This is a genomic window from Clavibacter nebraskensis NCPPB 2581, assembly GCF_000355695.1.
Classification (GTDB): domain Bacteria; phylum Actinomycetota; class Actinomycetes; order Actinomycetales; family Microbacteriaceae; genus Clavibacter; species Clavibacter nebraskensis.
The window spans coordinates 2799635-2823640 of sequence record NC_020891.1; the positions used below are offsets into that span (position 1 = coordinate 2799635).

The window sequence follows — 24006 nt, forward strand, 5'->3', positions numbered from 1 at the left end:
CGGGCGGCGTGCGGCCCTGTGCGGAGGCAGCCCGACGCTCCCACACCCGCCGCTACGGTGACCCGGCAGACGATCGTCTGACACAGAGGTGGCTCGTCCCACGGGCGCCCGCCTCACGATCTCGCGTCGGCCTCCTCGGACGCCGACGCCCCTTCATGAGAGGCGCCCATGCGCATCCGCCTCCTCCCCGCCGCGCTCGCCGGCGCGCTCCTGCTCGTCGCGCTGACGGGCACCGGCCCGACCGCTCCCGCCAGCGCCGCGACCGCGAGCGGCACCTCCGCCACCGCGAGCGCGTCCGCCGACTCCGGCTCCGGCTCCGCGGCCACGGGCGCCGGCCCCACCGCCCGCGTCGCCAGCGTCGCCGCCCTGCGCGACGCCATCGCGCAGCACGTGCACCACATCGTCATCACCACCTCGCTCTACGGCGGCACCTCGCCCGTCTACGTCGACGTGCTCGACTCGGCATCGAGCGGCACCGTCATCGAGGGCGCCACCCCGACGGTGGAACTCGTGAACATCCAGCTGCGGATCTTCGACCTCACCTACGCGGGCGCCATCCACGACGTGACGGTGCGCGACCTCACCATGCACGGCCGCATCCAGGACCTCGTCGCGCTCACGGGAGCGGCGACGAAGCCCTACGGCGTCGGCGTCAACTACGAGGCCATCAGCGTGCGCGGGGCCGCGCACGTGACGATCGACCACATCGTCGCCTACGACACCACCGACGACCTTATGTCGGTGACGCGCGGGGCCGACGACGTCACCATCTCCAACAGCACGTTCTCGTACTCGCGCGCGTACGCGGACATCGACCCGAGCATCACGTGGGACTGGGGCTTCGGCCTGCAGCCGCTCGCGTCCGAGCGCCTCGGGATCCTCGTGGGCGCCAACGCGAAGGACAGCTACGCCGTCACCGGCCACCTCCACGTGAACCTCGTCGACGACCACATCGGCCCGCTCGTCCGGGGACGGCCGCTGCTGCGCGGCGACGTGGACGTGAAGGGCGTGACGTTCGACAACACGCAGGCAGGATCCGAGCAGTACGCGGCCATCGAGGTCGGCAGCGGCGGCCGGGTCGTCGTCGAGGGCTGCGAGTTCGACCACTCGAACAACCCCATCGCGATCCACCTCGACTCACCCTCGGACACCTACGCGCTGTTCGAGGGCGGCAACACCTTCATCGCGACGACGGGCACCATCGCCAAGGGCCAGCCGCTCCCGCCACGGGCAGGGGCCGCGCGGAGCTGATCCGGGCGCCTCACGCCCGCGGCGCCGCCGCGCTCTCGCGCACCACGAGGCTCGTCGGCACGATGCGGTCGCCGGACGGCTCGCGGCCGTCGAGCATCTCGAGCAGCACCTGCATCGAGCGGCGGCCGATCTCGGTGAAGTCCTGGTGCACGGTGGTGAGCGGCGGCCAGAACGAGCTCGACTCCTCGGTGTCGTCGAAGCCGACCACGCTGATGTCGCCCGGCACGTCGCGGCCGAGCTCGTGCAGCGCGTGCATGATCCCGAGGGCCATCTGGTCGTTCGCCGCGACGATGCCCGTGATGTCGGCGCGCTGCCCGAGCTCCTTGCCGATGCGGTAGCCGGACGCCGTGGTCCAGTCGCCCTGCGCGGGATCCTCGGGATCCAGCCCCGCGTCGAGCATGGTCGCGCGCCACTCGGCCGCGCGCCGGGCCGCCGAGTAGGAGGTGGACGGGCCGGCGACGTGCACGATCGCGGTGTGCCCGAGATCCAGCAGGTGCTGCGTGACGAGCCGCGTGCCCTGCTCCTGGTCGGTGTCGACGACCACGAACGGGTCGCCCGCGTCGGAGTCGATGATCACGACGGGCAGCCCCACGGGGATGATCACGTCGGCCCGGTCGAGCATGTGCGCCTCGATGATGATGACGACCCCGTCGACCGCCTCCTCCTGCAGCCGGCTGAACGCCCCGGCAACCTCGCCCTCGGTGGGGTGCGGCACCGGCATGAGCGTGATCGTGTACCCGGCGCCGGACGCGGCCGTGACGATCGCGTCGAGCGTGCGCATGTTCCCGAGGGTCGAGAGCGTGAACATGATGATGCCGATGCTGCGGAAGCGCCCCGTCTTCAGGGCCCGCGCGGCGCTGTTCGGCCGGTAGCCCAGCTCGGCCATCGCGTCCATCACCCGCTGCCGCGTCGAGGCCTCCACGTTCTGCGCCCCGTTGGACACGCGGGACACCGTCTGGGCGGACACGCCGGCGTGCGCCGCGACGTCCGCCATCGACACGGTGCGGCCGCCGGGCGTGCGCCGGCCACCCGACTTGACGGCCGACGGTGGAGATGTCATGGTTGCGAGCATCACAGATGTTTGCGCAAACACCCAATCCTGCCGAAGGGGGTGATGGCCCTCCCCCGGGGGGCCTGACTGCGCCGCGATCCCCCGACGAAGTGGAAGCACATGACGACGATGTCGACCTCGGCCGCCCGGCCGACGGCGCCCGACGCGGCCCGCCCCAGCGGTCCCCCGATGCGACGCGACCGGCGACGCTGGACCGGGCTGGGCTTCGTCGCCCCGTTCCTCGTGGTCTTCCTCGTCGTCCTCATCGCCCCCGTCGGCTACTCGATCTACCTCAGCCTGTTCCAGGAGCGGATGGTCGGCGGCAACTCGTTCGTCGGCATCGCCAACTACACGCGGGCCTTCCAGGACGCGCAGTTCTGGGAGGCACTCGGCCGCGTCGCCCTGTTCCTCGTCGTGCAGGTGCCGATCATGCTGTTCATCGCCCTGTTCGCGGCCCTCGCGCTCGACTCGGCCCGCCTGCACCTCACGGCGTTCTTCCGCATCTCGATCTTCCTGCCCTACGCCGTCCCCGCGGTCGTCGCGGCGCTCATGTGGGGCTTCATCTACGGCAACCGCTTCGGCCTCGTCGGCAACATCGAGAAGGCCACCGGCTGGGACCTCCCCGACCTGCTCTCGCAGAGCTGGATCCTCGCGTCGATCGGCAACGTCGTCACGTGGGAGTTCGTCGGCTACAACATGCTGCTGTTCTACGCGGCCCTCCGCGTCATCTCGCCCGACCTCTACGAGGCCGCCGAGCTCGACGGCGCCGGTCCCTTCCGCATCATCACCGGCATCAAGCTCCCCGCCATCCGCGGCGCGCTCGTCATCGGCGTGATCTTCTCCATCATCGGCAGCTTCCAGCTCTTCAACGAGCCGAACATCCTGCAGACGCTGGCGCCGAACGGGATCAGCTCGTACTTCACCCCGAACATGTACGCCTACAACCTGTCCTTCGCGGGACAGCAGTTCAACTACTCCGCCGCCATCGCGATCATCATGGGCGTCCTGACGATGGTGGTCGCCTACGTGGTGCAGCTCGTCGGCACCCGGAAGGACAGCTGACCGTGTCGACCCTCACCGGAACCCCCCTCGCCGCGCCCGACGCCGGCACGCCCACTCGCGACGCTCCCGCCGAGCGCACGCCCCAGCGCCGCCGGTCCGCCGGCGCCCCGCGCGAGCGCCGCAGCATCGTGCTCACGCTCGTCATGGCGCTGCTGCTCATCTACTCCGTGCTCCCCCTCTTCTGGCTGCTGGTCAACTCGACCAAGACGCAGGACGCGCTCTTCAGCTCGTTCGGCCTCTGGTTCTCGGGTGACTTCGCCCTGTGGGACAACATCCAGGGCGTGCTGACCTACGGCAACGGCGAGTTCGTCCGCTGGCTCGGCAACACGCTGATCTACGTGGTCGTCGGAGCGGGCGGCGCCACGCTGCTCGCGACCCTCGCGGGCTACGGCCTGGCGAAGTTCGACTTCCCCGGCAAGAAGATCGTGTTCGCGGTGGTGCTCGGCGCCGTCGCGATCCCCGGCACGGCCCTCGCGGTGCCGACCTTCCTGCTGTTCAGCCAGATGGGCCTCACGAACACCCCGTGGGCGATCATCCTGCCGTCGCTCATCAGCCCCTTCGGGCTGTACCTCATCTGGACCTACGCGGTCGACTCGGTGCCCGAGGAGATCCTCGAGGCGGCCCGGATCGACGGCTCGAGCGAGATCCGCACCTTCTTCACGATCAGCCTGCGGCTCCTGTCGCCGGGCCTCATCACGGTGCTGCTGTTCTCGATCGTCGCCACCTGGAACAACTACTTCCTGCCCCTGATCATGCTGAGCGACTCCCGCTGGTACCCCCTCACGGTGGGCCTCAACCAGTGGAACGCGCAGTCCACCACCGTGGGCGGCCAGCCGATCTACAACCTCGTCATCACGGGCTCGTTCCTCGCGATCATCCCGATCGTGATCGCGTTCCTCTTCCTCCAGCGCTACTGGCAGTCCGGCCTCTCGGCCGGCGGCGTCAAGGCGTAGTCCCCACGACCCACCTCCGCACCACCCCTCACCACCACGAAGAAGTGAAAGGCACCACCATGTCCATCTCGTTCCCCCGCAGGGCGAAGCGCGCCATCGCGCTCGGCCTCGGCATCGTCCTCGCGGGCTCCCTCGCGGCGTGCTCGTCCGGATCGGGCGGCGCCAGCGCCGACACCGCCTCCGCCGACGACCTCGCGAAGGCGCTCGACACGCAGTCCTCCATCACCGTCTGGGGCTGGGCCCCCGCGATCAAGCCGATCGCCGAGGCGTTCGAGAAGGAGCACCCGAAGATCACGGTCGACGTGCAGAACGTCGGCACCGGCGCCGACCAGTACACGAAGCTCCAGAACGCCATCAAGGCGGGCAAGGGCGCCCCCGACGTGGCGCAGATCGAGTACTTCGCGATCCCGCAGTTCGCGCTCGGCAAGTCCCTCGCCGACCTCTCGGGCTACGGCTACACGGACCTCAAGGACCAGTTCACGGCGTCCACCTGGAACGCGGTCACCGAGGGCGACGCCCTCTACGCGCTGCCGCAGGACTCGGGCCCCATGGCGATGTTCTACCGCCAGGACGTCTTCGACAAGTACGGCATCGCCGTCCCCACCACCTGGGACGAGTACGTGGCCGCCGCGGAGAAGATGCACGCCGCCGACCCGAACCAGTACATCACCAGCGACTCCGGCGACGCCGGCTTCACCACGAGCATGATCTGGCAGGCCGGCGGCCACCCCTACAAGGTCGACGGCGACAAGGTCACCATCGACATGCAGGACGCAGGCGCCAAGAAGTACACGGCCATGTGGAACCAGCTCGTCGCCAACGGCTCGCTCGCCCAGACCCCCGGCTGGACGGACGAGTGGTTCCGCGGCCTCGGCGACGGATCCATCGCCACGCTGCTCACCGGCGCCTGGATGCCCGGCAACCTCGAGGCGCAGGCCACCGAGGGCTCCGGCCAGTGGCGCGTCGCCCCCATGCCGCAGTACACCGCAGGTGACACCGCGACCGCGGAGAGCGGCGGATCCTCCATCGCCGTCATGCAGCAGTCCGAGAACAAGCTCGTCGCGGCGGAGTTCGCGAAGTTCACCACCGCGAACGAGGAGGGTCGCAAGATCTCCTTCGACGCCGGCGGATTCCCGTCCACCACGGCGGACCTCGACAGCGACGAGTTCCTCAACGAGACGCCGGCGTACTTCGGCGGCCAGAAGATCAACGAGGTGCTCAGCGCGGCCTCGAAGGAGGTCCTCCCGGACTGGCAGTACCTGCCCTTCCAGGTCTACACGAACAGCATCTTCAGCGACTCGGCCTCGGCCGCGTACACCGACGGCACGTCGCTCGACCCCGTCCTCGAGGCGTGGGGCAAGGCGGCCGCCGAGTACGGCCAGCAGCAGGGCTTCACCGTCGACGTGAAGTAGCACCACCGGATCGACCCGAGGGGAGGTGCGACGCGAGTCGCGCCTCCCCTCCCCCATGCCACCCCGTACCCCTGAGGACACGACCATGCCCGGCCTTCCCGCCACCAGCACCCGCTTCCGCATCGGCGCCGACGACTTCGAGCTCGACGGCCAGCCGCACCGCGTCATCGCGGGAGCCCTCCACTACTTCCGCGTGCACCCCGACCAGTGGGCCGACCGGATCCGCAAGGCCCGCCTCATGGGGCTCGACACCATCGAGACGTACGTCGCCTGGAACGCCCACTCGCCCGAGCGCGGCGCCTTCGACACGAGCGCCGGCCTCGACCTCGGCCGCTTCCTCGACCTGGTTCACGCGGAGGGCATGCACGCGATCGTGCGCCCGGGCCCCTACATCTGCGCGGAGTGGGACGGCGGGGGGCTGCCGGGCTGGCTGTTCGAGGATCCCGCCGTGGGCGTGCGCCGCAGCGAGCCGCTGTACCTCGCCGCGGTCGACGAGTTCCTCCGCCGCGTGTACGAGATCGTCGCGCCGCGGCAGATCGACCACGGCGGGCCCGTGATCCTCGTGCAGATCGAGAACGAGTACGGCGCGTACGGCGACGACGCCGACTACCTCCGTCACCTCGTCGACCTCACGCGCGAGAGCGGCATCATCGTGCCGCTGACGACCGTCGACCAGCCCACCGACGAGATGCTCTCGCGCGGCAGCCTCGACGAGCTGCACCGCACGGGATCCTTCGGCTCGCGCGCCACCGAGCGCCTCGCCACCCTGCGCCGCCACCAGCCCACCGGCCCGCTCATGTGCAGCGAGTTCTGGGACGGCTGGTTCGACCACTGGGGCGAGCACCACCACACGACCTCGGCCGCCGACGCCGCCGCAGAGCTCGACGCGCTGCTCGCCGCGGGGGCATCCGTGAACATCTACATGTTCCACGGCGGCACGAACTTCGGCTTCACGAACGGCGCCAACCACAAGGGCACGTACCAGTCGCATGTCACCTCGTACGACTACGACGCCCCGCTGGACGAGACCGGATCCCCCACGCCTAAGTTCTTCGCCTTCCGCGACGTGATCGCCCGCTACCGGTCGGTGCCCGACGAGATGCCCGCCGGCCGCGGGGACGCGCCCGCGTTCGAGGTCGCCTTCGACGCGGTCGCACCGCTCGCGGACCTCGTGACGGACCCCGCCGGGTGGCGCGCGACCTCGGCCGTGCCGTCGATGGACGCGCTCGGCGTCTTCCGCGGGTTCGCGCTGCACCGCGTGCAGCTGCCCGCGTCCGACCAGACGCGCGTGCTCGCGTTCGGCGAGGTGCGCGACCGGGCCGTCGTGTCGGTCGACGGCGTGCGGATCGGCGTGATCCAGCGCGACCAGCACGAGACCGCGATCGCCGTGCCGCCCGGCCGGACCCTCGAGGTGCTCGTGGAGGACCAGGGGCGCGTCAACTACGGCGTGCGGATCGGCGAGGCGAAGGGGCTCATCGGGCCGGCGACGCTCGACGGCGCCGAGCTCGCCGGCTGGGAGAGCCTGCCGCTCGACCTCGGCGCGATGGCGGCGTCGGTCGCCTCGGCGGCCGCGTTCGCCGCAGAGACCTCGCCGGTCGCGTTCCTCGACGGGCCGGTGCTCGCGCACGCGTCCTTCGAGATGGACGCGCCCGCCGACCTCTTCCTCGACACGCGCTCGTGGGGCAAGGGCGTCGCCTTCGTCAACGGCTTCGCGCTCGGCCGCTACTGGACCCGCGGGCCGCAGCACACGCTCTACGTGCCGGGCGCGCAGCTCCGCGCGGGCCGGAACGACCTCGTCGTGTTCGAGACCGGCGCGGCGGCGGATCCGGTCGTGGCGTTCCTGGCGCAGCCGGAGCTGGGGCACCTGGAGTCGTGATCCGCGCCTCCGTGTGAGCAGCGGGAGAAGTGGGTACGGGCCGGGTGGCGCGCGAGCGCCCCCGCCCGCGCACCCCCGCGGGCCGCCGACCCCGCGAGGAGACCCGTGACCACCGACACCGCACTCGACATCGACGGCCTGATCGACCCCGATGGCACCGAGGCAGGACCCGGGACGCTGCGGATCACGGATCCGCGCAACGGCTCGCTCGTGGGCGACATCGACGCGTCGACGCCCGACGAGGTCGACGCCGCCGTGCGCCGGTCGGTCGAGGCGTCCGCCGCGTGGGCCGCGATGCCGCCCGCCCAGCGCGGCCAGGCCGTGCGCCGCGCCGCCCACGCCCTCGCCGAGCGCGCGGAGGAGCTCGCCGAGCTCAACGAGCGCGAGACCGGCAAGCCGCGCGGCGACGCGCTCGGCGGCGTCGGCGCGGGCGTCGACACGCTGCTGCAGTACTCCGAGCTCGGGCCGGTCCACCGCGGCACGTCGCTGCTCGGCACGCTCCCCAACGTCGACTTCTCGGTGCCCCGGCCCCGCGGTGTCACGGTCGCGCTCACGCCGTGGAACGACCCGGTGGCCGTCGCCGCGGGGATCATCGGCGCGGCGCTCGTGATGGGCAACACCGTGATCCACAAGCCGAGCGAGCGCTGCCCGCACACCGGCGAGCTGCTCGGCCGGATCCTCGCCGAGGCCCTCCCCGACTTCGTGCTCGTCTCCGTGGTCGGCGGCGGCGACGTCGGCGACCAGCTCGTCGCGCACGAGGAGACGCGCGTGGTCGCGCACGTCGGATCCACCGCCGCCGGCGAGGCCATCGCCCGCCGCGCCGCCGGCACGCCCACCCACGTGATCCGCGAGAACGGCGGCAACGACCCGCTCCTCGTCGACGCCGGCGTCGATCCCGCGTGGGCCGCCGCGCAGGCCGCCCTCGGGTCCTTCGCCAACGCCGGCCAGATCTGCACCTCGGTCGAGCGGATCTACGTGCACCGCGACATCGCCGACCGGTTCACCGCCGCCCTCGTCGCGGAGGCCGAGCGCTGGAACTCCTCCGGCGACCTCGGCCCGCTGGTCGACGAGCGCATGCGCGACGCCGTGCACGAGCAGGTGTCCGAGGCGCTCACCGAGGGCGCCCGCGCGCTCGTCGGCGGCCACGTGCCCGACGGACCCGGATCCCGCTACCCCGCCACGGTGCTCGTCGACTGCACCGGCGACATGACCGTGATGACCGCCGAGACCTTCGGGCCGGTCGCGGCCGTGCAGGTCGTCGCGGACTTCGACGAGGCGCTCGCCCGCGCCGCCGACGACCGCTACGGGCTCGCCGCGAGCGTGCTCACGGCGTCGATGCAGCACGCGCAGCGCGCGGCCGCCGAGCTGCCCGTCGGCACGATCAAGGTCAACGGCGTCTTCGGCGGCGCGCCCGGCGGCGCCGCGCAGCCCCGCGGCCGCAGCGGATCCGGCTTCGGCTACGGCCCCGAGCTCCTCGACGAGATGAGCACGACGACGGTCGTGCACCTCGGGCTGCCGGTGCTCGATGCGGGCGACGCGCGATGACCAGCGAGCTGCGCGGGATCATCGGCCTCCTCGCGGAGCGCCGGCCCACGGTCACGGTCATCGGCGACGTCATCCTCGACGAGTGGTGGCGCGGCCACAGCGACCGGATGACCCGCGAGGCGCCGGCGCCCGTGGTGGACGTGACCGAGCGGATCCAGTCGCTCGGCGGCGCCGCCAACACCGCCGTGAACCTCGCGAGCCTCGGTGGCACCGTGCGCATGGTCGGCCTCGTCGGCCAGGACGCCGCGGGCGACCGCGTGCGCGACCTGCTCCTCGCGGCCGGCGTCAACGTCTCCGGGCTCGTGCACTCGCCGCGCCTGCGCACCACCACCAAGACGCGCATCGTGGGCGACGACCAGGTGATCGTGCGGGTCGACGACGTGCACCGCGGATCCGTCCACCGGGACGACGCGCGCGCCCTCGCCCGCGCCGCCCTCGAGGCGACCGCGGGCGTGGACGCCGAGATCGTCTCCGACTACGGCACCGGCACGCTGCACGGCGTGGTGCTCGAGTCGCTCGCCGCACGCGCGAGCCGCCCCGGCCTCACGGTCGTGGACGCGCACGATCCCGCCATCTGGGCTCCGCTCCGCCCCGACCTCATCACCCCGAACGCGGGCGAGGCCGGCCGCCTCGTCGACCGGCCGCTCGCGCGCGACGAGGACCGCGCGGCCGTGGTCGCGGGGCTCGCCGACGCCGTGCTCGCCGCCGCCGGATCCGCGACCGCCGTCGTCACGCTCGACCGCGACGGCACCGTCGTGCTCGGCGCGGGCGAGCCGTACCGGACGCGGGCGCATCCGGTGCCCGAGAAGCAGGCGTCCGGCGCCGGGGACACGTTCGTGGCCGCGCTCACGCTCGCGCGCGCCGTCGGCCTCCCGCTCGCGGTCGCCGCCGACTTCGCGCAGGCCGCCGCCGACGTGGTCGTGCGCCTCCCCGGCACGTCCGTGTGCTCGGCCGCGACCCTCGCGGACCACCTCGGCGAGACGCGCTCGCGCACCGTCTCGCAGGCCGAGCTCGTGGACCTCGTCGCGGGCGAGCGCGCCGCCGGCCGCCGGATCGTCTTCACCAACGGCTGCTTCGACGTGCTGCACCGCGGCCACACCACCTACCTCCGCCAGGCCAAGCGGCTCGGCGACGTACTCGTGGTGGCGCTCAACAGCGACGACTCGGTGCGGCGGCTGAAGGGATCCGACCGGCCGGTGAACACCGCCGAGGACCGCGCGGGCGTGCTCGCCGAGCTCTCCTGCGTCGACGTGATCACCGTGTTCGACACCGACACCCCCATCCCGCTGCTCGAGGCGGTGCAGCCCGACGTCTACGCGAAGGGCGGCGACTACACGCCCGAGATGCTCGACGAGACCGAGGTGGTGCGCGCGTACGGCGGCGAGGTGTCGATCCTCGGGTACGTGCCGTCGCAGTCGACGAGCTCGATGGTCGACCGGATCCGCGCCTCGGCGCCCGACCCCGGCTTCACCCGGCCGGCGGGGACGGCCACGTCGACGCCCGCGCAGCCCGCGGCCCCGGCGGCGACCGCGGATCCTGACGGCTCCCCGTAGATCGCCGTCCTCCCCATGGCCATCAACCCCATCGAGCTCCAGAAGCACCTCAGCGGCCTCGACTACCCGGCGACCAAGGACGCGATCGTGAAGAAGGCGGAGGACGCCGGCGCCGACTCCGACACCCTCGACGCGCTCCGCGGCATCGCCGACAAGGAGTACGACGCGCCCACCGCGATCAACTCCGCGGTCTCCGACGCGAGCTGATCCGGCTCCCACCAAGCGAACGGCCCCGGCCCTCCTCGGAGGGCCGGGGCCGTTCGGCTGTCTGCGGCCGCTACTTCTCGGTCCTGATGCCCTTGAAGCTCCCGCCGGTCTTCTTGGCCTCCAGGAACCTGCCGGTGGAGGTGTCGCGCTTGATCCAGGTCCCGGTCGCGCCCTTGACCTGGGAACGTCCCGTCACGGCTCCCTGGCGGGATCCCCGTCCGGTGTTCTTCGCCATCATGACTCCTTCGACATCGGTGCGTTCATCCTACGCACGCGGCAGCAGCCCGAGGTAGAGACCCACGGCGACTCCCAGTTGGGAAAGGAGCGCCAGGAACAGCAGCCCAGAGGACACGAACCTCAGCCGCGAACCCAGCGTCGAGGGCTCGCGTGCCAGGAGCACGGAGGCTGCCAAGGCTGACGGACCGACGATCAGCGCGAGGTCCTTGAGCTGCGTCGGCGCCTCGTGGATGAGAGCGAGGGTCAGAAGTGCGAGCAGGACGAAAGCGAGGTACGGAATGACCTGCAACCTCCGGAGGAACGCGAGACGGAACGTCAGTCGGATCCTGTAGTCCCGGTCAGGGTCATGCGCGTACACCGCTCGGCTCTGCCCGTCCTCGCGGGATTGGAATGCCCCGTATGCGTACGCGTTCGACGCGACCTGTCGTGCCGCGAAGTGGGAGATCCTCACGTTCGGGTCCGTGACCTTGAAGGTGAAGTGGTTCGTCTGGGCGTCCGCGATGACCAACTTCTGCGAACCCGATCCCCGCAGGAGGGAGAGGCGGAGATCGCGGCGCTCGGAGTACTTGATCAGGAAGGGCTCGTCGAGCGGGACGCGCATGCCGACGATCAAGTCGAAGTCATTCCCATAGTCGGCGAGGCTCACCAGGAGGTCGACTGCTTCGTCGGGCGTTTCGTCATCAGCGCGCTCCTCGGCATGCTCCAGCATCGCCCGGTACTCGCCGAGCACGGCCGTCGCGCCCGCCTCCGTGCTCACGACGCCATTCGCGAACAGCTCCGGGAGGACGATCGCCGGATTCTCCGGGGCCGAGTACCTGTCGAAGGCATCCAGGCGGGGGCGGAGGATCTCACGACAGGCGTCGCCGATGGCGCGCCACTGCGCGACGGACTCGCGCGAAGGACGGTTGTCCAGACCCACGTCGAGGTACTCCTCGAGGTCGGCGACCCGTCCCTCCGCGAACCATTCCCCGGTGAAGCCCAAGATGGCGGTGATCAATTCCAGGAGTCCGTCGGAGACCTCGTGGCCGCATGCCTGCGAGAGCGTCGCGATGTAGAGAGCCTGCCGGCGGCCGATCTCCACGCGCGGCAGCAGCCACGCCTCTCCGAGAGGCCCTTCGATGTCGAAGTCCACGAGGGGGCCGCGAGGGACAGGCGCGACGTTGATCGCCACGAGCGCGTGCGTGTCTCCCCCGTCGACGAATCCACCCAGCAGCGACCGTAGAGGCGCCACCTGCAGCGACCTGCGCCGCAGACAGGAGGTCGCCGAATCGACGACGATCTCCTCGACGACCCTCGTACGCCATTCCAACGGCCGCGAGAGGAGCACGACCGTGGCCTCCGGAACGTCGATGAGGTTTCGATCGACTGTCATCAGAGGCTCCACGTCGTCTCGTCGCGATGAATGTCCGTGAGGCTGGCCCGGATCTGCATGAGGTCGAGAAGTCACGCGATGAGCACGCGCTCCCGCGGCAGCTCGGCCGCGACCGCGTCGTCGAGGCTGCCGAACCAGTCGCAGAGGCCCGGCACCGGCCGCATCCGCATGAGCTCGACCCGGCCGCCCCTCCGCTGCGCGTACGCGATGATCCGGGTGGCGTCGGAGGCGGCGATGCGCGCGTCGCACACCCGCCACTCGGTCGGGCTGAGCGCGACCACCTCGAGCCGTGCGTCGATTCCTGCCATGGATCCCCCGTCCTCGCGGGGAGACCTCCCCCGCCCACACGACGCTAGGGGCGACCTCCGACAGGGCCGCGCGCCGGGGCGGCGACCGTGCAGAGTCCGACGGCAGCGCATCTCGGGAGGAGGGGCGTGGCCCGCGGCGGCGTCAGGGCCGGTACTGCTGCGGCTTCTCGAATCCCATCGGGTCGCCGTTCGCGGGGTTCTGCCCGTCGCCGACCATGCGGACCTTGCCGAGCACGTAGATGACCCGCATGAGGACGCGGCCGAGGAAGCGGAGGACCGTCATCTCCCGACCGTACCGGCGCCGGTCGGCGAGGCGGAGGGCGCCGGGCAGGATGGGGGCATGGGCCACATCGACCCGCGCCGCCTCGCCGCCGTGCTCGCCGACGCGGAGATGCGGGCCGCATACGCCCGCGTCGTGCTCGGATCCGGCCTCGACGACGCCCTCGCCCACCTCTCCCCGGCCCGCCGGACGTAGGCGCGCACGTCGCTCGTCGGGTCGGGCCTCGTCGCGGTGGAGGCCGACGGCACCGCGTCCGCGACCGACGACGTCTTCCGCGCGATCCTCGCCCAGCAGCCCGCGACGCCGCGCGCCCAGGGCGTCGAGCGCTTCCTCCGCGACGGCCGCATCGCGCAGTGGCCGGCCGGCCCCGCCGACCTCGACGTGCTGCTGCGGCACGTCGTCACTCAGGTGCTGGAGCCCGACGAGGTGCTCGACGAGAAGGCCCTCACCGAGCGCCTCCTCCGGCTCACCGACGACCACGCGCTCCTCCGCCGCCACCTCGTGGATGCGGGCCTCGTGCTGCGGACGCGCTCGGGATCCGAGTACGCGCGGGCGGCGACCGAGCCGGCCTAGCGCCCGCGGTCGACGCGCGCTGGTCCGACTCGCCCTGGCGTCGTCCGCCCCGCCCGCGTGACCCCCGGCAGCGCCCGCGCCTGCGGCACCTCGGCCGCCGACCCCGACCGCGTCGGCACCAGCGGCCCACCCCGCGTCGCCCGCGACATGTCCGTCTCCAGGACCGCCGGCGCACGAGGATCCGCCTGCTCCTGCTCCGCCGTCTTCCGATACACCCGATACCGCGACACCGCCGGCGACTCCTCCGCCACCATCCGCGCATTCACCTCCGACCGTGAACCGCCGTCGGGCTCCCCGTACACCCACGCCCCGAACTCGCTCGGCACCCACCGGCCGCCCAGGCCCTCGCCCTTCTCGGCGCGCGCATTGCCCTCGCGCCACCGCTTCTGGATCCGCTCCTCCGACACCTCCCGCGGCACCTCCACATCCACCACCTGCACGTCGTACCCGGTCCGCTCCAGCTCGCCCATGATCTGCCGCGCCTTCGTGTCCGAGCTCAAGACCGTGTCGATCACGATGTTCTTCCTCGCTGCGATCGCATCCTGCCGCAGCGCGTCCGCGAGATCCGAGGACTCCGCGTGGACCAAGGACGACAGCTCCATCGGATGGAAGCGCTCGCCCGCCGCCTCGCGCTCCCGCACGGCGGCGGGTTTTATCCACGACTCGTAGCTGCCATCCGTGATCGCCTCCCTCAGCAACCGCGCCTTGAACTCGTCCGCGTCGACGACCAGGAAGTCCTTGGAGACATCCCCCAGCGCACGCTCCCGCGTCGACGTCTTCCCCGCACCCGGAGGCCCCGCCAGCACGACCGCACGACGCTCAGCGCCCAGCTCCGGTACCTCCTGGACCGCATCGCTCAGCAGACGGTCGTGGAGGAGCTTGCGCGCTTCGGTGCGCTCGCCATCCACGTACCAGGCGGGGTTGCTCTTCGTGGCGGTCTCGGCGTCCAACCCCAGAGGCCCTCCGGCGACCGAAAGCCGACGGAGACTCTCGAGGTGTTCGGACGACGCTCTCTCAGACACGAGACTCGGGTTGCCCGTGACGCCGGTCGAACACCTCGCGATAGACGTCCATGTCGATGAGCTCGTTCCGACTCGCGCGCTCGACCTCCATCCACGTCCCCGGCGGATTCACCACGAGGTTGTCGTAGCCATCGGGCTCGTCCATGGGTACGTACGGGAACCGCACCAGCTCATCCACCAGCCGATCCCGATCCAGCATCCCCACCGAATACCGCTCGCAGATCTCGTAGGGCGTCACCCCGGAGAAGCCCTCTACCGGGACCGGCACCTCCCGGGCCGCGGCGATGCGATCCAGATCAGCAGGCTGGAACACCGCCAGATCCTGGGTCAACTTCGTCTCGTCGTACCCGGAATCCAGGAGCCGACGCACCTCCCGCAGGTAATCCAGCTCCACCAACCGCAGCACGCGCAACGCGCGCTCCGCGGAGCGCACCTCCGCCGGCACATCGAACAGACCCATCACGACCTCCTTGACCACATCACCGAAAAACCGTCATCACTGCCTGACCCGCCTCGCGAATCCGCTCGGCACCCGGAGGCGAAGCACGTGCGTGCGTACGACCGCGTCGTCGTCCGCCAGTCATCCATGGAGCCCGAACGGCGAAGGCTCCCGCAGCACGGGCGAGCGGCCGTCGGGCGGACCCGGATGCGGGAAGCAGCCAGGCTAGGGCAGGCGGCGACCCCTCGGCCGTTCCCGCGCACCCCGCGCGTCAGCTCGCGGCGCGGGCGCCCTTCGGCACGAAGTCCGCGCGCTGGTTGCTCGTCTCCTCGAGGAGCCGTCGGACGGCCGCCTTCTCGATCAGCCAGCGGCCGCCGGGGCGCATGGCCGGGATCACGCCGTCGCGCAGCCAGCCGAGGACCGCGGGCCGGCTCTTCTGGAACAGCTCCATGAGGTCGCGGTGCGTGAGGTCCGCGGGCCTGCCGCTCGGCCTGGTGCTGCCGCGGCACCTGGCGATCCCGCACGACATCCGGGACCAGCTGTGATCCGCCGCGCCGATGCCCGCCCGGCCACCGCCGCCCGCCACGAGAGGAGCGCCCGTGCCCGCGCTTGACCAGGGATCCCGCAAGGTCGCCACCCGCCGCACCCGGAAGCTGGCCGCCGAGGCGGCCCGCGCGGCATCCGAGGCCGAGGCACGTCCCGAGGCGCCGCGGCCCACCCGCGAGGAGCGCCGCGCCCTCCGCACCGCCGCCCGCTCCCACCGCCGCCCCTCCCCGCGCGGCTGGCTCGGCCGGGCCCGCGGCGAGACCGTGCTCGTGCAGCCCGCCCCGGAGTGGCGCGGCACCACCGTGCAGGTGTGCGGGCTGTGGCCCTACGCCGTGGGATCCAGCAGCCCCATCAGCGGCGTGCCGCTCGGCTTGCACCTCGACACGGGCGCCACCGTGTGCGCCGACCCGATCTCGTGGTTCCAGTCCGGGATCATCTCGAACCCGTCGATCTTCGCCCTCGGCCTCCCCGGCCTCGGCAAGTCGACGCTCATCCGCCGCATGTGCGTGGGCGGCGACGGCATGGGCTACCTGCCGCTCGTGCTCGGCGACCTCAAGCCCGACTACGTCGACATGGTGCACGCGCTCGACGGCCAGGTGATCACGCTCGGGCGCGGCCGCGGGCACCTCAACGTGCTGGATCCCGGCGGCGCGATCGAGGCCGCCGAGCAGCTGCGCGCCGCGGGCTTCGAGCAGGAGCGGCAGCGCCTCATCGCCGACGCGCACGGGCGCCGCAACACGATGGTCTCGTCGCTGCTCACGATCCTCCGCAAGCAGGCCCCCGACGACGTGGAGGAGTCGATCATCGACGCGGCCCTGCGCGTGCTCGACGACGAGTTCCCGGGCGTGCCCGTGCTCGCGGACCTGCTGCGCGTGATCCAGGACGCCCACCCCGCCGTGCGCGACGTGGCGGTCGACCGCGGCGACCTCGGGCGCTACCAGGAGATCACCCGCGGGCTCGAGGCCAGCCTCATCAGCCTCACGCGCGGCGGCCGGCTCGGCGAGATCTTCGCGCAGCAGACCGACGTGGCGATGCGGCACGACCGGCCGGTGGTCTACGACGTGTCGTCCATCGACGAGTCGGACACCGACCTCCAGGCCGCCGTGCTCCTCGCCTGCTGGTCGCAGGGCTTCGGCACGGTGAACGTCGCGACCGCCCTCGCCGACGCGGGCCTCCAGCCGCGTCGGCACTACCTGATCGTGATGGACGAGCTGTGGCGCGCGCTCCGCGTGGGCAAGGGCATCGTCGACCGCATCGACTCGCTCACGCGCCTCAACCGGCAGCGGGGCGTGGGGCTCGCGATGATCACGCACACCATGTCCGACCTGCTCGCGCTCGCCGACGAGCAGGACCGGATGAAGGCGCGCGGCTTCGTCGAGCGCGCCGGCATGGTCGTCGCGGGCGGCCTGCCGCGGGCGGAGATGTCGATGCTCACGCAGGCCGTCGCCCTGTCGTGCTCGGAGCAGGACCTCGTGATGTCGTGGCAGAACCCGCCCGGCTGGTCGCCCGACCAGGAGCCGCCGGGCCGCGGGCGGTTCCTCATCAAGGTCGGCGGGCACCCCGGGATCCCCGTGCACGTCGAGCTCACGGAGGAGGAGCGGCACATCAACGACACGAACAAGGCCTGGCACGCGACCGAGTCGTTCCCGGAGCCGGACGAGACGACGGGGCGGCCGCCGGAGCTGCCGCTGTCGGCCCTCGACGCCGCGGAGTCCGAGACCGTCGAGGTCGGCGCCGCATGAGCTCGACCCGGCCGCCGCGCCGAGCCGGGGCGCGCGAACCCGGGCACGATCATCGCGACGTGGGCGATCGGCATCGCCGCCGGCCTGCTCGCGTCCGCGTGGGCGGGGCTCGCCGCGGCGCACGCGCTCACGGGTGCGGGGGCGGCGCTGCCCGCGGATCCGCTCGCCGTCGCCATCGCGCTGAAGAAGGGCGAGGTCGCGTGGAAACCGCTCGCCGTCGTGCTCGCCGTCGCCGTCGCCGCCCTGCTCACGGCGCTCGTGGTCGCCGTCGCGCGCGCCCTCCGTCGGCTCGGCCGCGGCCGCACGCGCGTCGACCGCAGCGCGCGCTACCTCGCCTCGGTGTCCGACCTCGACGAGCTGCGCGAGCGCACGTCGCTCGCGAAGGCCGCGCGCCTCGGCGTGCCCGGACGGCCCGGGCTGCCGCTCGGCCGCGACCTCCGCTCCGGCGGCATGCTCTACGCCTCATGGGAGGACGTGGTCGTCGGCATCGCCGGGCCGCGCGTCGGCAAGACCACCTCGCTCGTGGTGCCCGCGATCCTCGCGGCGCCCGGCGCGCTCGTCACGACGTCGAACAAGCCCGACGTCGTGCGCGCCACGCGCGACCTGCGCGCCGGCGTCGGCACCGCGTGGGTGTTCGACCCGCAGCAGGTCGTCGATGAGGAGCCGACGTGGTGGTGGGATCCGCTCTCCTCCGTCACCGACGACACCTCCGCCGCCAAGCTCGCCGGGCACTTCGCCGCCGGATCCCGGGAGGCCGACGACCGCGGCGACGCCTTCTTCGACGCGGCCGGCAAGGACCTGCTCACCGGCCTCCTCCTCGCGGCGGCGCTCGACCGCCGGCCCATCACGGACGTGCTCGGCTGGCTCACGGATCCGGACGAGCGCGAGATGGTGGCGATCCTCCGCCGCGGCGGCTACCCGCTCATCGCGGACGACGTCGAGAGCGCGTCGCGCACCTCTCCCCGCCAGCGCGACGGCGTGTACGCGACGGCCCGCAAGATGGCGGCGTGCGTGCGCAGCAGCCGCATCAACCGGTGGATCACGCCGGCCGGCGGCGACGCGGCCGCGGATCCCCGCCCCCGGCTCGACCCCGACGCCTTCGTGCGCTCCACCGACACCCTCTATTCGCTGTCGGTGGAGGGCGAGGGCACGGCCGCCCCGCTCGTCACCGCGCTCACGGTCGCGATCGTCGAGGCCGCGAACGTGTGCCGGTGGAAGGAGCTGCCCGACCTGTACTCGCACCTGGGGTCGCGCGGGATCCCCGTCCTGTCGATCTTCCAGTCCTACGCGCAGGGCGTCGACGTGTTCGGCCACGAGGGCATGCGCAAGCTCTTCAGCGCCGCCAACGAGGTCGTGTACCTCGGCGGCGTGAAGGAGGCGGAGTGGCTGCGGGAGCTGTCCGAGCTCATCGGCGACTACGACCACGAGACGGTCTCCAGCTCGACGACGCGCGGCGTGCGGTCCGCGAGCGTGCAGAACGACCGGCGCCGGATCCTCGACACCTCCGAGCTCGCCGAGCTGCCCCGCGGCCGCGCCGTGCTGCTCGCGTCGGGCGTGCGCGCCTCGATGATCGCGACCGTGCCGTGGATGGACGGACCCGAGGCCGCCGTGATCCGCGCCTCGCTCGCGGCCGCCGACGCCCGGGCGGTCTCCGGCCCGGCGACGGCAACCGCACCGGCATCGGGGGCCGCATCGTGACGGACGCGTTCGGCTGGGGTGACGCGCCCGCCGCATCCGCCGCCGCGCAGGTCTTCCCCGACGTCGACGCGTTCGTGCGCGGGTTCCTCGCACCCGCTTACCGCCGCGAGGTGAGCCCACGCGGCGAGAGCCGGTGGGATCCCGAGTGGTGGCACCACCCCGAGGCCGTCGCGCGGCTCGAGGCGCTGCACCTCGCCTGGGAGGCGCTGCGCCTCGAGGGCGCGACCGGCATGAGCGTCTGGTGGCGGGATCACGCCGACTACCACCTGGCCGTCCTCATGGGCCCGACCGGCCCCTTCGCGCGCACCTCCGCCACCACCGAGTCCGGGGAGCCGCTGCCGTGCGCGCCGCGGCCGGCGACGACGACGACGACCGGAGCGGCCTCGTGAGGCGCGAGGTTCCCGGCTGGTTCCGCCTGCTGCTCTGCTGGCCGGCGCTGCTCGTGCTCGGGATGGGCCTGCTCGGGCTCCTCACCGCGATCGCGGACCCGTCGGTGCTCACGCGACCCGCGACGCTCATCCCCGGGATCGTGCTCCTCCTCCTGTGCGTCGCGGCGGTGCGGACCCTGATCCGCGGCGCGCGCGTGCTCACGGGCATGATCCGCGGCGCCCGGCACGAGCTCGCCCGACCGGCCCGCGAGGCGGCCGCCGCGCAGGACCTGGCGGCCCGGAGCGCCGCGGGCTGGGCGGAGGCGTGCCGTCTCCGCGCGTCGCTGCTGCGCGGGGAGCGCCCGCCCGGCTTCCCCGTCTGGGACGTCGTCGCCGAGCCCGGCGAGGTGTTCCTCTACGACGTGCAGGCGGACTACGAGCGGTACTACGGGCAGGACGTCACGTACACGCGATCCAGCGGGTTCCTCGTCGGGAGCCCCGCGTTCGTGCTCGGCGGGATGGCGGTCGCCGCCCTCGGCAACGCCTCCCGGCGGAACGCGGCCGAGGCGCAGGCCGCCGAGCAGTGGCGCGAGCTGCAGCCCGTCCGGCTCGTGATCTCCGACCGCCGCCTCCTCTGCCAGGTCGGCGGCCGGTGGCTCGCGTTCTGGTACGCGGGCATGACGGCGGTCTACCCCGAGGTGGCCGAGTGGGCGCTCGTCTGCCAGTTCCCGGACGTCGAGCCGCTGCGCCTCCGCGGCGTCGACGCGCCCATCGCCGCCGTGCTCACCGTGCTCGGCACCCAGGGCCTCGACGCGCTGCGCGACCACCCGAGCCTGCAGGCGCTGGGGGCGGCGGGATCCTGACGGCCGGGCCGCGGTCTGGTCAGGACGCGGCGCCGCCCGCGTAGCGGACGCACACCGCCGACACGTCGTCGCCGACCGTGCCGCGCGCGGCAGCCGCGGCCGCCGCGTCCGCGATGCGGCCGACCGTCTCGGCGGCGTCCGTCGCGGTGCGCACCAGGTCGACGAGCGGCGCGACCGAGTCGAGGGATCCGTCGAAGAGGTCGAGCGCGCCGTCGGTGAAGGCGAGGAGCCGGTCGCCGGGCCGCAGCGCGGCGGATCCCGCCGACCACTCGGCACCCGGCACGACGCCCAGCGGCAGGCCGAGCGCCGGCAGCATCTCGTGGGAGCCGTCCGCGCGGATCAGCACCGTGAGGCCGTGGCCGCCGTCGGCGTAGGAGAGGCGGCCGGTGGATCCGTCGACGCGGCAGTGCAGGAACGTCGCGAACGTCTCGGTCGCGTCGAGGTCGGCCTGGAGCTGCGCCTGCACCGCGGTCACGGTGCGCGCGGCGTCCGGCCCCCGGTGCGCCTGGAAGCCCGAGCGCACGGCCGACGCGAGGATCGCCGCGCCCGCGCCCTTGCCCATCACGTCGGCGATGGTCACGTGCAGCCCGTCGGGGTCCTCGCCCCAGGAGTAGAAGTCGCCGCCCACGCCGCGGGCCGGGCGGCTGATGCCGGCGAGGTCGAAGTCGGGCCAGAGCGGCCGGTCGACGGGCAGCAGCCGGCGCTGGACGTCGCCCGCGATCTCCTCGTCCCGGCTGTCGCGGAGCTCGCGCTCGACCCACGCGCCCATCTCGTCGAGCAGCTTCTCCTGCGCGGGCGCGAGGTCGCGCGGCTCGGTGTCGACGAGGCAGAGCGTGCCGACGGTCTGGCCGCCGGAGAGGAGCGGGCGGCCGGCGTAGAAGCGGATGTGGCGGGGTCCGGTGACCGTGGTGCGCTCGGCGAAGCGCGCGTCCGCGGTCGCGTCCGGCACCACGAGGATCTCCGTGCTCTGGATGGCGACGTCGCAGAACGACTGCGTGCGGTCCGACAGCAGCGAGACGCCCGCGGGCTGCGGCGACTTCGTGAACTGCTCGGCGTCGCCCACCAGGTTGATCTCGGCCACGGGCACGCCGAAGACCTCGCGCGCGACGCGGGTCACGCGGTCGAAGCGCTCCTCCGCGGTGGATCCGACGAGCCGCAGGTCCTGCACGGCCCGGAGGCGCGCCTCCTCGTCGGCGCCGTGCACGGAGGAGGCGTCGCGGCTGGCGCGACCCGCGGGATCCGAGCCGCCCGAGCGCGCGACGGTGTGCGGCATGGACATGAGCTCCCCCTGGTGGATCGGGCGCCGATCGCGCCGGACGGAGATCCGCCCGCCGCACGATCCCCCCGGATCGCGGCGCCTTCGTCGAGTGTATGCCGGGTTCTTCGGAGCCCTCCCCGATCAGGAGGGGGTCATTTCCCCGCCCGAGGCGACCGTCATGCCTCGCGGCGCAGCACCACCACGGTCACGTCGTCCGGGTTCGCCTGCCCGGCGGCGAGCGCCGTGATCCGCCGCACCAGCTCGTCCGCCGACGCGGACGCGCGCGCGAGCTCGGCCACCTGGTCGACCGCGCGGAGGGTGCCGTCGTAGAGGTCGAGCACGCCGTCGCTGAACGTGACGATGAGGTCGCCGGGGCCGAGCGCGACCTCGTGCGACCGCCAGCCGGCCGCCCCCGGCACGCCGACGGGCAGGTCCGTGGACTCCAGCCGCACGTGCGTGCCGTCCGCGCGCACGAGCGCGGACAGGCCGTGGCCCGCGTCGGCGTAGAGGACGGTGTTGTCCTCGGCGCGCACCCGGGCGTGGAACACGGTGGCGAAGGAGGCCGCCGCGCTCATCTCCGCGGTGAAGCAGTCGGCGGTGCGCTCGATGGCGGCGACGGGATCCGGCACGTTCTTGGCGCTGCGCACGACGGCGCGCGCGGTGGCCGCGATGATCCCCGCGCCCACGCCCTTGCCCATCACGTCGCCGAGCGTGAACGCGAGGCCCTCCTTCACCGGGTACCAGTCGAAGAAGTCGCCGCCCACGGCCTTGGACGGCAGGCACGCGCCCGCGACCTGGTAGCCGGCGAGCGGCGCGCTCGTCTTCGGCAGGAGCGCCCGCTGCACGATCGACGCCCGGGTCAGCTCCTCCTCGCTCAGCCGCTCCCGGGCGCGCGACTCCTCGAGGCTGACCCGCGTGCGGCGCGACAGCTCGTTGACCACGAGCGCCGCGACGGCGAAGGCGAGGGCGCTGAAGAACCCGCGCCACAGCTCGTTCGCGTTCTGCCCGCCGAGCCGGAGGAGGAGCGGCAGGCCGAGCGACACGTAGGTGCCGACGAACGCGACGAGCACGTTCCAGCGGCTCGGGTTCAGGCTGAACCAGACGACCGGGAGGATCACCAGGGATCCGAACACGGACGCGCTCTCGCCCGTCCCGATCCGCAGCAGGCCGACGGCGAGGAAGTCGAGGGCGGGCACGACGACGGCGAAGCGCGCGAGGTCGTAGCGCAGGGTGACGACGACGGCGAGCAGGGTGCCGACCACGAGGATCGCGCAGGACACGAGGAGCGCGCGCGGCGCCGTGATCCCGAGCGTGGGCACGGCCAGGCTGGTGAGCACCGCGAGCGCGAAGAGCACCAGCATCGGCAGCTGCTTGAGCGCGGGGGTGGGGCCGGACGTGCCGGCGGATCCCGACCGGGCGGCGGACTCGGGGATCCAGGCCGCGCGGCCGACCCACGCGGGCAGCGAGAGCGCGGCGAGCCGGGGGGCGCGCGCGGGCGAGACCATCAGGACGCCTCGGGCTCGATCCGGATCCGGCGCACGCTCCACACGTTCTCGCCGCCGACCCGCTCGTAGGTCAGCTCGTCGCAGAGCATCTGCACCATCGCGAGGCCGCGGCCCGACTCGGCGTCGGCGCCCGGCATCTCGCGCCTGGTGAGGCGGAAGTCCCCCGGCTCGGATCCGTCGCGCAGCCGCGCGCTCATCACGCCGTCGTCGACCGTGACGCTCACCACGCACGTGACGCCGTGGCCGTCGTCGGCGTGCTCGATCACGTTGGAGGCCAGCTCGATGAGCGCGGTCTCGAAGGCCATGCGGTCGAGCGCGCCCACGTCGGGGCGGTCGTCCCAGAGGCCGGCGACGAACTCGTGGACGGCGTCGACGTCGTCGGGCGGGGACTGGAGGGTGAGGCTGCGGGTGGTCTCAGTCACGGTAGGCCGCCTCGGCCGTCGGGGTGGAGATCAGCACCCGGTCGAGGTTGGAGAGCTGCAGCACCATCGCGACCTGCGGGCCCGGCGCCGAGATGCGGAGGTCGCCGCCGGCGTCGCGCGCGGCGCGGAGGCCCGCGATGAGGGCGCCGAGGCCGGAGGAGTCGATGAAGTCGACGCCCGCCAGGTCGACGACGATGCGCGCGGGCGAGGGATCCAACGCGTCGTGGATCGCCTGCCGGAGCTCGGGGGCCGCGGCCATGTTGAGCATCCCTGCTGCGGTGACGACGGTGACGTCGTCCTCGCGTCGTGCGGTGGCGGTCGTGAGCGCCATGTCTCCCCCTCGGATGGTGCGGTGCATCTGTGCCGTCATCCCCCGATGCGGCCGACGGGCGGTGCCGGTCCCGCGCGGTCCCCCGCCCGGATCCCCTGCCTCCGCCGCGATCATCCTCTCATCCATCGCGCG

26 protein-coding genes are annotated in these 24006 nt (G+C 72.8%); 14 read left to right on the forward strand and 12 right to left on the reverse strand.

Going from position 1 to position 24006, the window contains the following annotated elements:
• The first annotated feature begins 168 nt into the window (after positions 1–168).
• Positions 169–1251 carry a pectate lyase gene (locus CMN_RS13120; RefSeq protein ID WP_015491262.1) on the forward strand — a complete coding sequence of 361 codons (1083 nt, stop codon included), beginning with the start codon at positions 169–171 and terminating at the stop codon, positions 1249–1251.
• 10 nt (positions 1252–1261) lie between these two features.
• Here CMN_RS13120 and CMN_RS13125 read toward each other — a convergent pair whose 3' ends face one another.
• Positions 1262–2311 carry a LacI family DNA-binding transcriptional regulator gene (locus CMN_RS13125; RefSeq protein ID WP_015491263.1) on the reverse strand — a complete coding sequence of 350 codons (1050 nt, stop codon included), beginning with the start codon at positions 2309–2311 and terminating at the stop codon, positions 1262–1264.
• A 111-nt stretch (positions 2312–2422) separates the two neighbouring features.
• On the opposite strand from CMN_RS13125, the gene CMN_RS13130 reads away from it, so the two are divergent.
• The 7 genes from CMN_RS13130 to CMN_RS13160 all read left to right on the forward strand — a co-directional run bounded on the left by CMN_RS13130 (position 2423) and on the right by CMN_RS13160 (position 10910).
• On the forward strand, positions 2423–3364 hold the full coding sequence (locus CMN_RS13130; RefSeq protein ID WP_015491264.1) for a carbohydrate ABC transporter permease: 942 nt from the start codon (positions 2423–2425) through the stop codon (positions 3362–3364).
• A 2-nt stretch (positions 3365–3366) separates the two neighbouring features.
• Positions 3367–4317 (forward strand): carbohydrate ABC transporter permease, encoded by a 951-nt coding sequence (locus CMN_RS13135; RefSeq protein WP_015491265.1) that lies wholly within the window; start codon positions 3367–3369, stop codon positions 4315–4317.
• 59 nt (positions 4318–4376) lie between these two features.
• Positions 4377–5729 (forward strand): ABC transporter substrate-binding protein, encoded by a 1353-nt coding sequence (locus CMN_RS13140; protein ID WP_015491266.1) that lies wholly within the window; start codon positions 4377–4379, stop codon positions 5727–5729.
• An 85-nt stretch (positions 5730–5814) separates the two neighbouring features.
• Positions 5815–7605: a glycoside hydrolase family 35 protein gene (locus tag CMN_RS13145; protein WP_015491267.1), complete on the forward strand. Its 1791-nt coding sequence runs from the start codon at positions 5815–5817 to the stop codon at positions 7603–7605.
• 105 nt (positions 7606–7710) lie between these two features.
• Entirely contained in the window at positions 7711–9150 is a 1440-nt protein-coding gene (locus CMN_RS13150) for an aldehyde dehydrogenase family protein (protein ID WP_015491268.1), read from the forward strand.
• Positions 9147–10703 carry a D-glycero-beta-D-manno-heptose 1-phosphate adenylyltransferase gene (gene rfaE2, locus CMN_RS13155; RefSeq protein ID WP_015491269.1) on the forward strand — a complete coding sequence of 519 codons (1557 nt, stop codon included), beginning with the start codon at positions 9147–9149 and terminating at the stop codon, positions 10701–10703. Before CMN_RS13150 ends, rfaE2 begins: the two co-directional genes overlap by 4 nt.
• 15 nt (positions 10704–10718) lie before the next feature.
• Complete coding sequence (locus CMN_RS13160) at positions 10719–10910, forward strand: DUF2795 domain-containing protein (protein ID WP_015491270.1); 192 nt, start codon at positions 10719–10721, stop codon at positions 10908–10910.
• A 70-nt stretch (positions 10911–10980) separates the two neighbouring features.
• Here CMN_RS13160 and CMN_RS15155 read toward each other — a convergent pair whose 3' ends face one another.
• From CMN_RS15155 to CMN_RS13175, 4 genes are all read right to left on the reverse strand, one after another.
• Positions 10981–11145, reverse strand: coding sequence for a hypothetical protein (locus tag CMN_RS15155; RefSeq protein ID WP_015491271.1), 165 nt, complete (start codon positions 11143–11145; stop codon positions 10981–10983).
• 30 nt (positions 11146–11175) lie between these two features.
• Positions 11176–12519 carry a hypothetical protein gene (locus CMN_RS13165; protein ID WP_015491272.1) on the reverse strand — a complete coding sequence of 448 codons (1344 nt, stop codon included), beginning with the start codon at positions 12517–12519 and terminating at the stop codon, positions 11176–11178.
• Positions 12520–12590: 71 nt separating this feature from the next.
• Positions 12591–12827: a hypothetical protein gene (locus CMN_RS13170; protein WP_015491273.1), complete on the reverse strand. Its 237-nt coding sequence runs from the start codon at positions 12825–12827 to the stop codon at positions 12591–12593.
• Positions 12828–12969: 142 nt separating this feature from the next.
• Positions 12970–13110: a hypothetical protein gene (locus CMN_RS13175; RefSeq protein ID WP_015491274.1), complete on the reverse strand. Its 141-nt coding sequence runs from the start codon at positions 13108–13110 to the stop codon at positions 12970–12972.
• A 57-nt stretch (positions 13111–13167) separates the two neighbouring features.
• Here CMN_RS13175 and CMN_RS15455 point away from each other — a divergent pair, with 57 nt between their 5' ends.
• Positions 13168–13302, forward strand: a complete 135-nt coding sequence (locus CMN_RS15455) for a hypothetical protein (protein WP_258560771.1) — start codon at positions 13168–13170, stop codon at positions 13300–13302.
• A gap of 36 nt (positions 13303–13338) precedes the next feature.
• Positions 13339–13680, forward strand: a complete 342-nt coding sequence (locus CMN_RS13180; protein WP_227077693.1) for a DUF2087 domain-containing protein — start codon at positions 13339–13341, stop codon at positions 13678–13680.
• On the opposite strand, the gene CMN_RS15460 is transcribed toward CMN_RS13180, so the two are convergent.
• The 3 genes from CMN_RS15460 to CMN_RS13195 all read right to left on the reverse strand — a co-directional run bounded on the left by CMN_RS15460 (position 13677) and on the right by CMN_RS13195 (position 15592).
• Positions 13677–14630 (reverse strand): zeta toxin family protein, encoded by a 954-nt coding sequence (locus CMN_RS15460; protein ID WP_264464444.1) that lies wholly within the window; start codon positions 14628–14630, stop codon positions 13677–13679. The two genes, CMN_RS13180 and CMN_RS15460, sit on opposite strands and share 4 nt — an antisense overlap.
• 64 nt (positions 14631–14694) lie before the next feature.
• Entirely contained in the window at positions 14695–15162 is a 468-nt protein-coding gene (locus CMN_RS13190) for a hypothetical protein (RefSeq protein WP_015491276.1), read from the reverse strand.
• A gap of 250 nt (positions 15163–15412) precedes the next feature.
• Positions 15413–15592, reverse strand: coding sequence for a helix-turn-helix domain-containing protein (locus CMN_RS13195; RefSeq protein WP_227077694.1), 180 nt, complete (start codon positions 15590–15592; stop codon positions 15413–15415).
• 148 nt (positions 15593–15740) lie between these two features.
• Here CMN_RS13195 and CMN_RS13200 point away from each other — a divergent pair, with 148 nt between their 5' ends.
• The 4 genes from CMN_RS13200 (at position 15741) to CMN_RS13215 (ending at position 20358) form a co-directional block, all read left to right on the forward strand.
• Positions 15741–17429, forward strand: coding sequence for a putative type IV secretion/conjugal transfer ATPase (locus tag CMN_RS13200; protein ID WP_015491278.1), 1689 nt, complete (start codon positions 15741–15743; stop codon positions 17427–17429).
• A 219-nt stretch (positions 17430–17648) separates the two neighbouring features.
• The gene (locus tag CMN_RS13205; protein WP_015491279.1) at positions 17649–19127 is read left to right on the forward strand and encodes a type IV secretory system conjugative DNA transfer family protein; all 1479 of its coding nucleotides are present in this window, start codon (positions 17649–17651) and stop codon (positions 19125–19127) included.
• Positions 19124–19516, forward strand: coding sequence for a DUF4913 domain-containing protein (locus CMN_RS13210; RefSeq protein WP_015491280.1), 393 nt, complete (start codon positions 19124–19126; stop codon positions 19514–19516). The genes CMN_RS13205 and CMN_RS13210 overlap by 4 nt, the downstream gene beginning before the upstream one ends.
• Positions 19468–20358, forward strand: coding sequence for a hypothetical protein (locus tag CMN_RS13215; RefSeq protein ID WP_227077695.1), 891 nt, complete (start codon positions 19468–19470; stop codon positions 20356–20358). The genes CMN_RS13210 and CMN_RS13215 overlap by 49 nt, the downstream gene beginning before the upstream one ends.
• 19 nt (positions 20359–20377) lie before the next feature.
• Here CMN_RS13215 and CMN_RS13220 read toward each other — a convergent pair whose 3' ends face one another.
• The 4 genes from CMN_RS13220 to CMN_RS13235 all read right to left on the reverse strand — a co-directional run bounded on the left by CMN_RS13220 (position 20378) and on the right by CMN_RS13235 (position 23874).
• The gene (locus CMN_RS13220; RefSeq protein WP_015491282.1) at positions 20378–21637 is read right to left on the reverse strand and encodes a PP2C family protein-serine/threonine phosphatase; all 1260 of its coding nucleotides are present in this window, start codon (positions 21635–21637) and stop codon (positions 20378–20380) included.
• A gap of 155 nt (positions 21638–21792) precedes the next feature.
• Positions 21793–23121, reverse strand: a complete 1329-nt coding sequence (locus CMN_RS13225; protein ID WP_015491283.1) for a PP2C family protein-serine/threonine phosphatase — start codon at positions 23119–23121, stop codon at positions 21793–21795.
• Positions 23121–23543 carry an ATP-binding protein gene (locus CMN_RS13230; protein ID WP_015491284.1) on the reverse strand — a complete coding sequence of 141 codons (423 nt, stop codon included), beginning with the start codon at positions 23541–23543 and terminating at the stop codon, positions 23121–23123. The genes CMN_RS13225 and CMN_RS13230 overlap by 1 nt, the downstream gene beginning before the upstream one ends.
• Positions 23536–23874, reverse strand: a complete 339-nt coding sequence (locus CMN_RS13235) for an STAS domain-containing protein (protein ID WP_015491285.1) — start codon at positions 23872–23874, stop codon at positions 23536–23538. Before CMN_RS13235 ends, CMN_RS13230 begins: the two co-directional genes overlap by 8 nt.
• Positions 23875–24006: the final 132 nt, after the last annotated feature.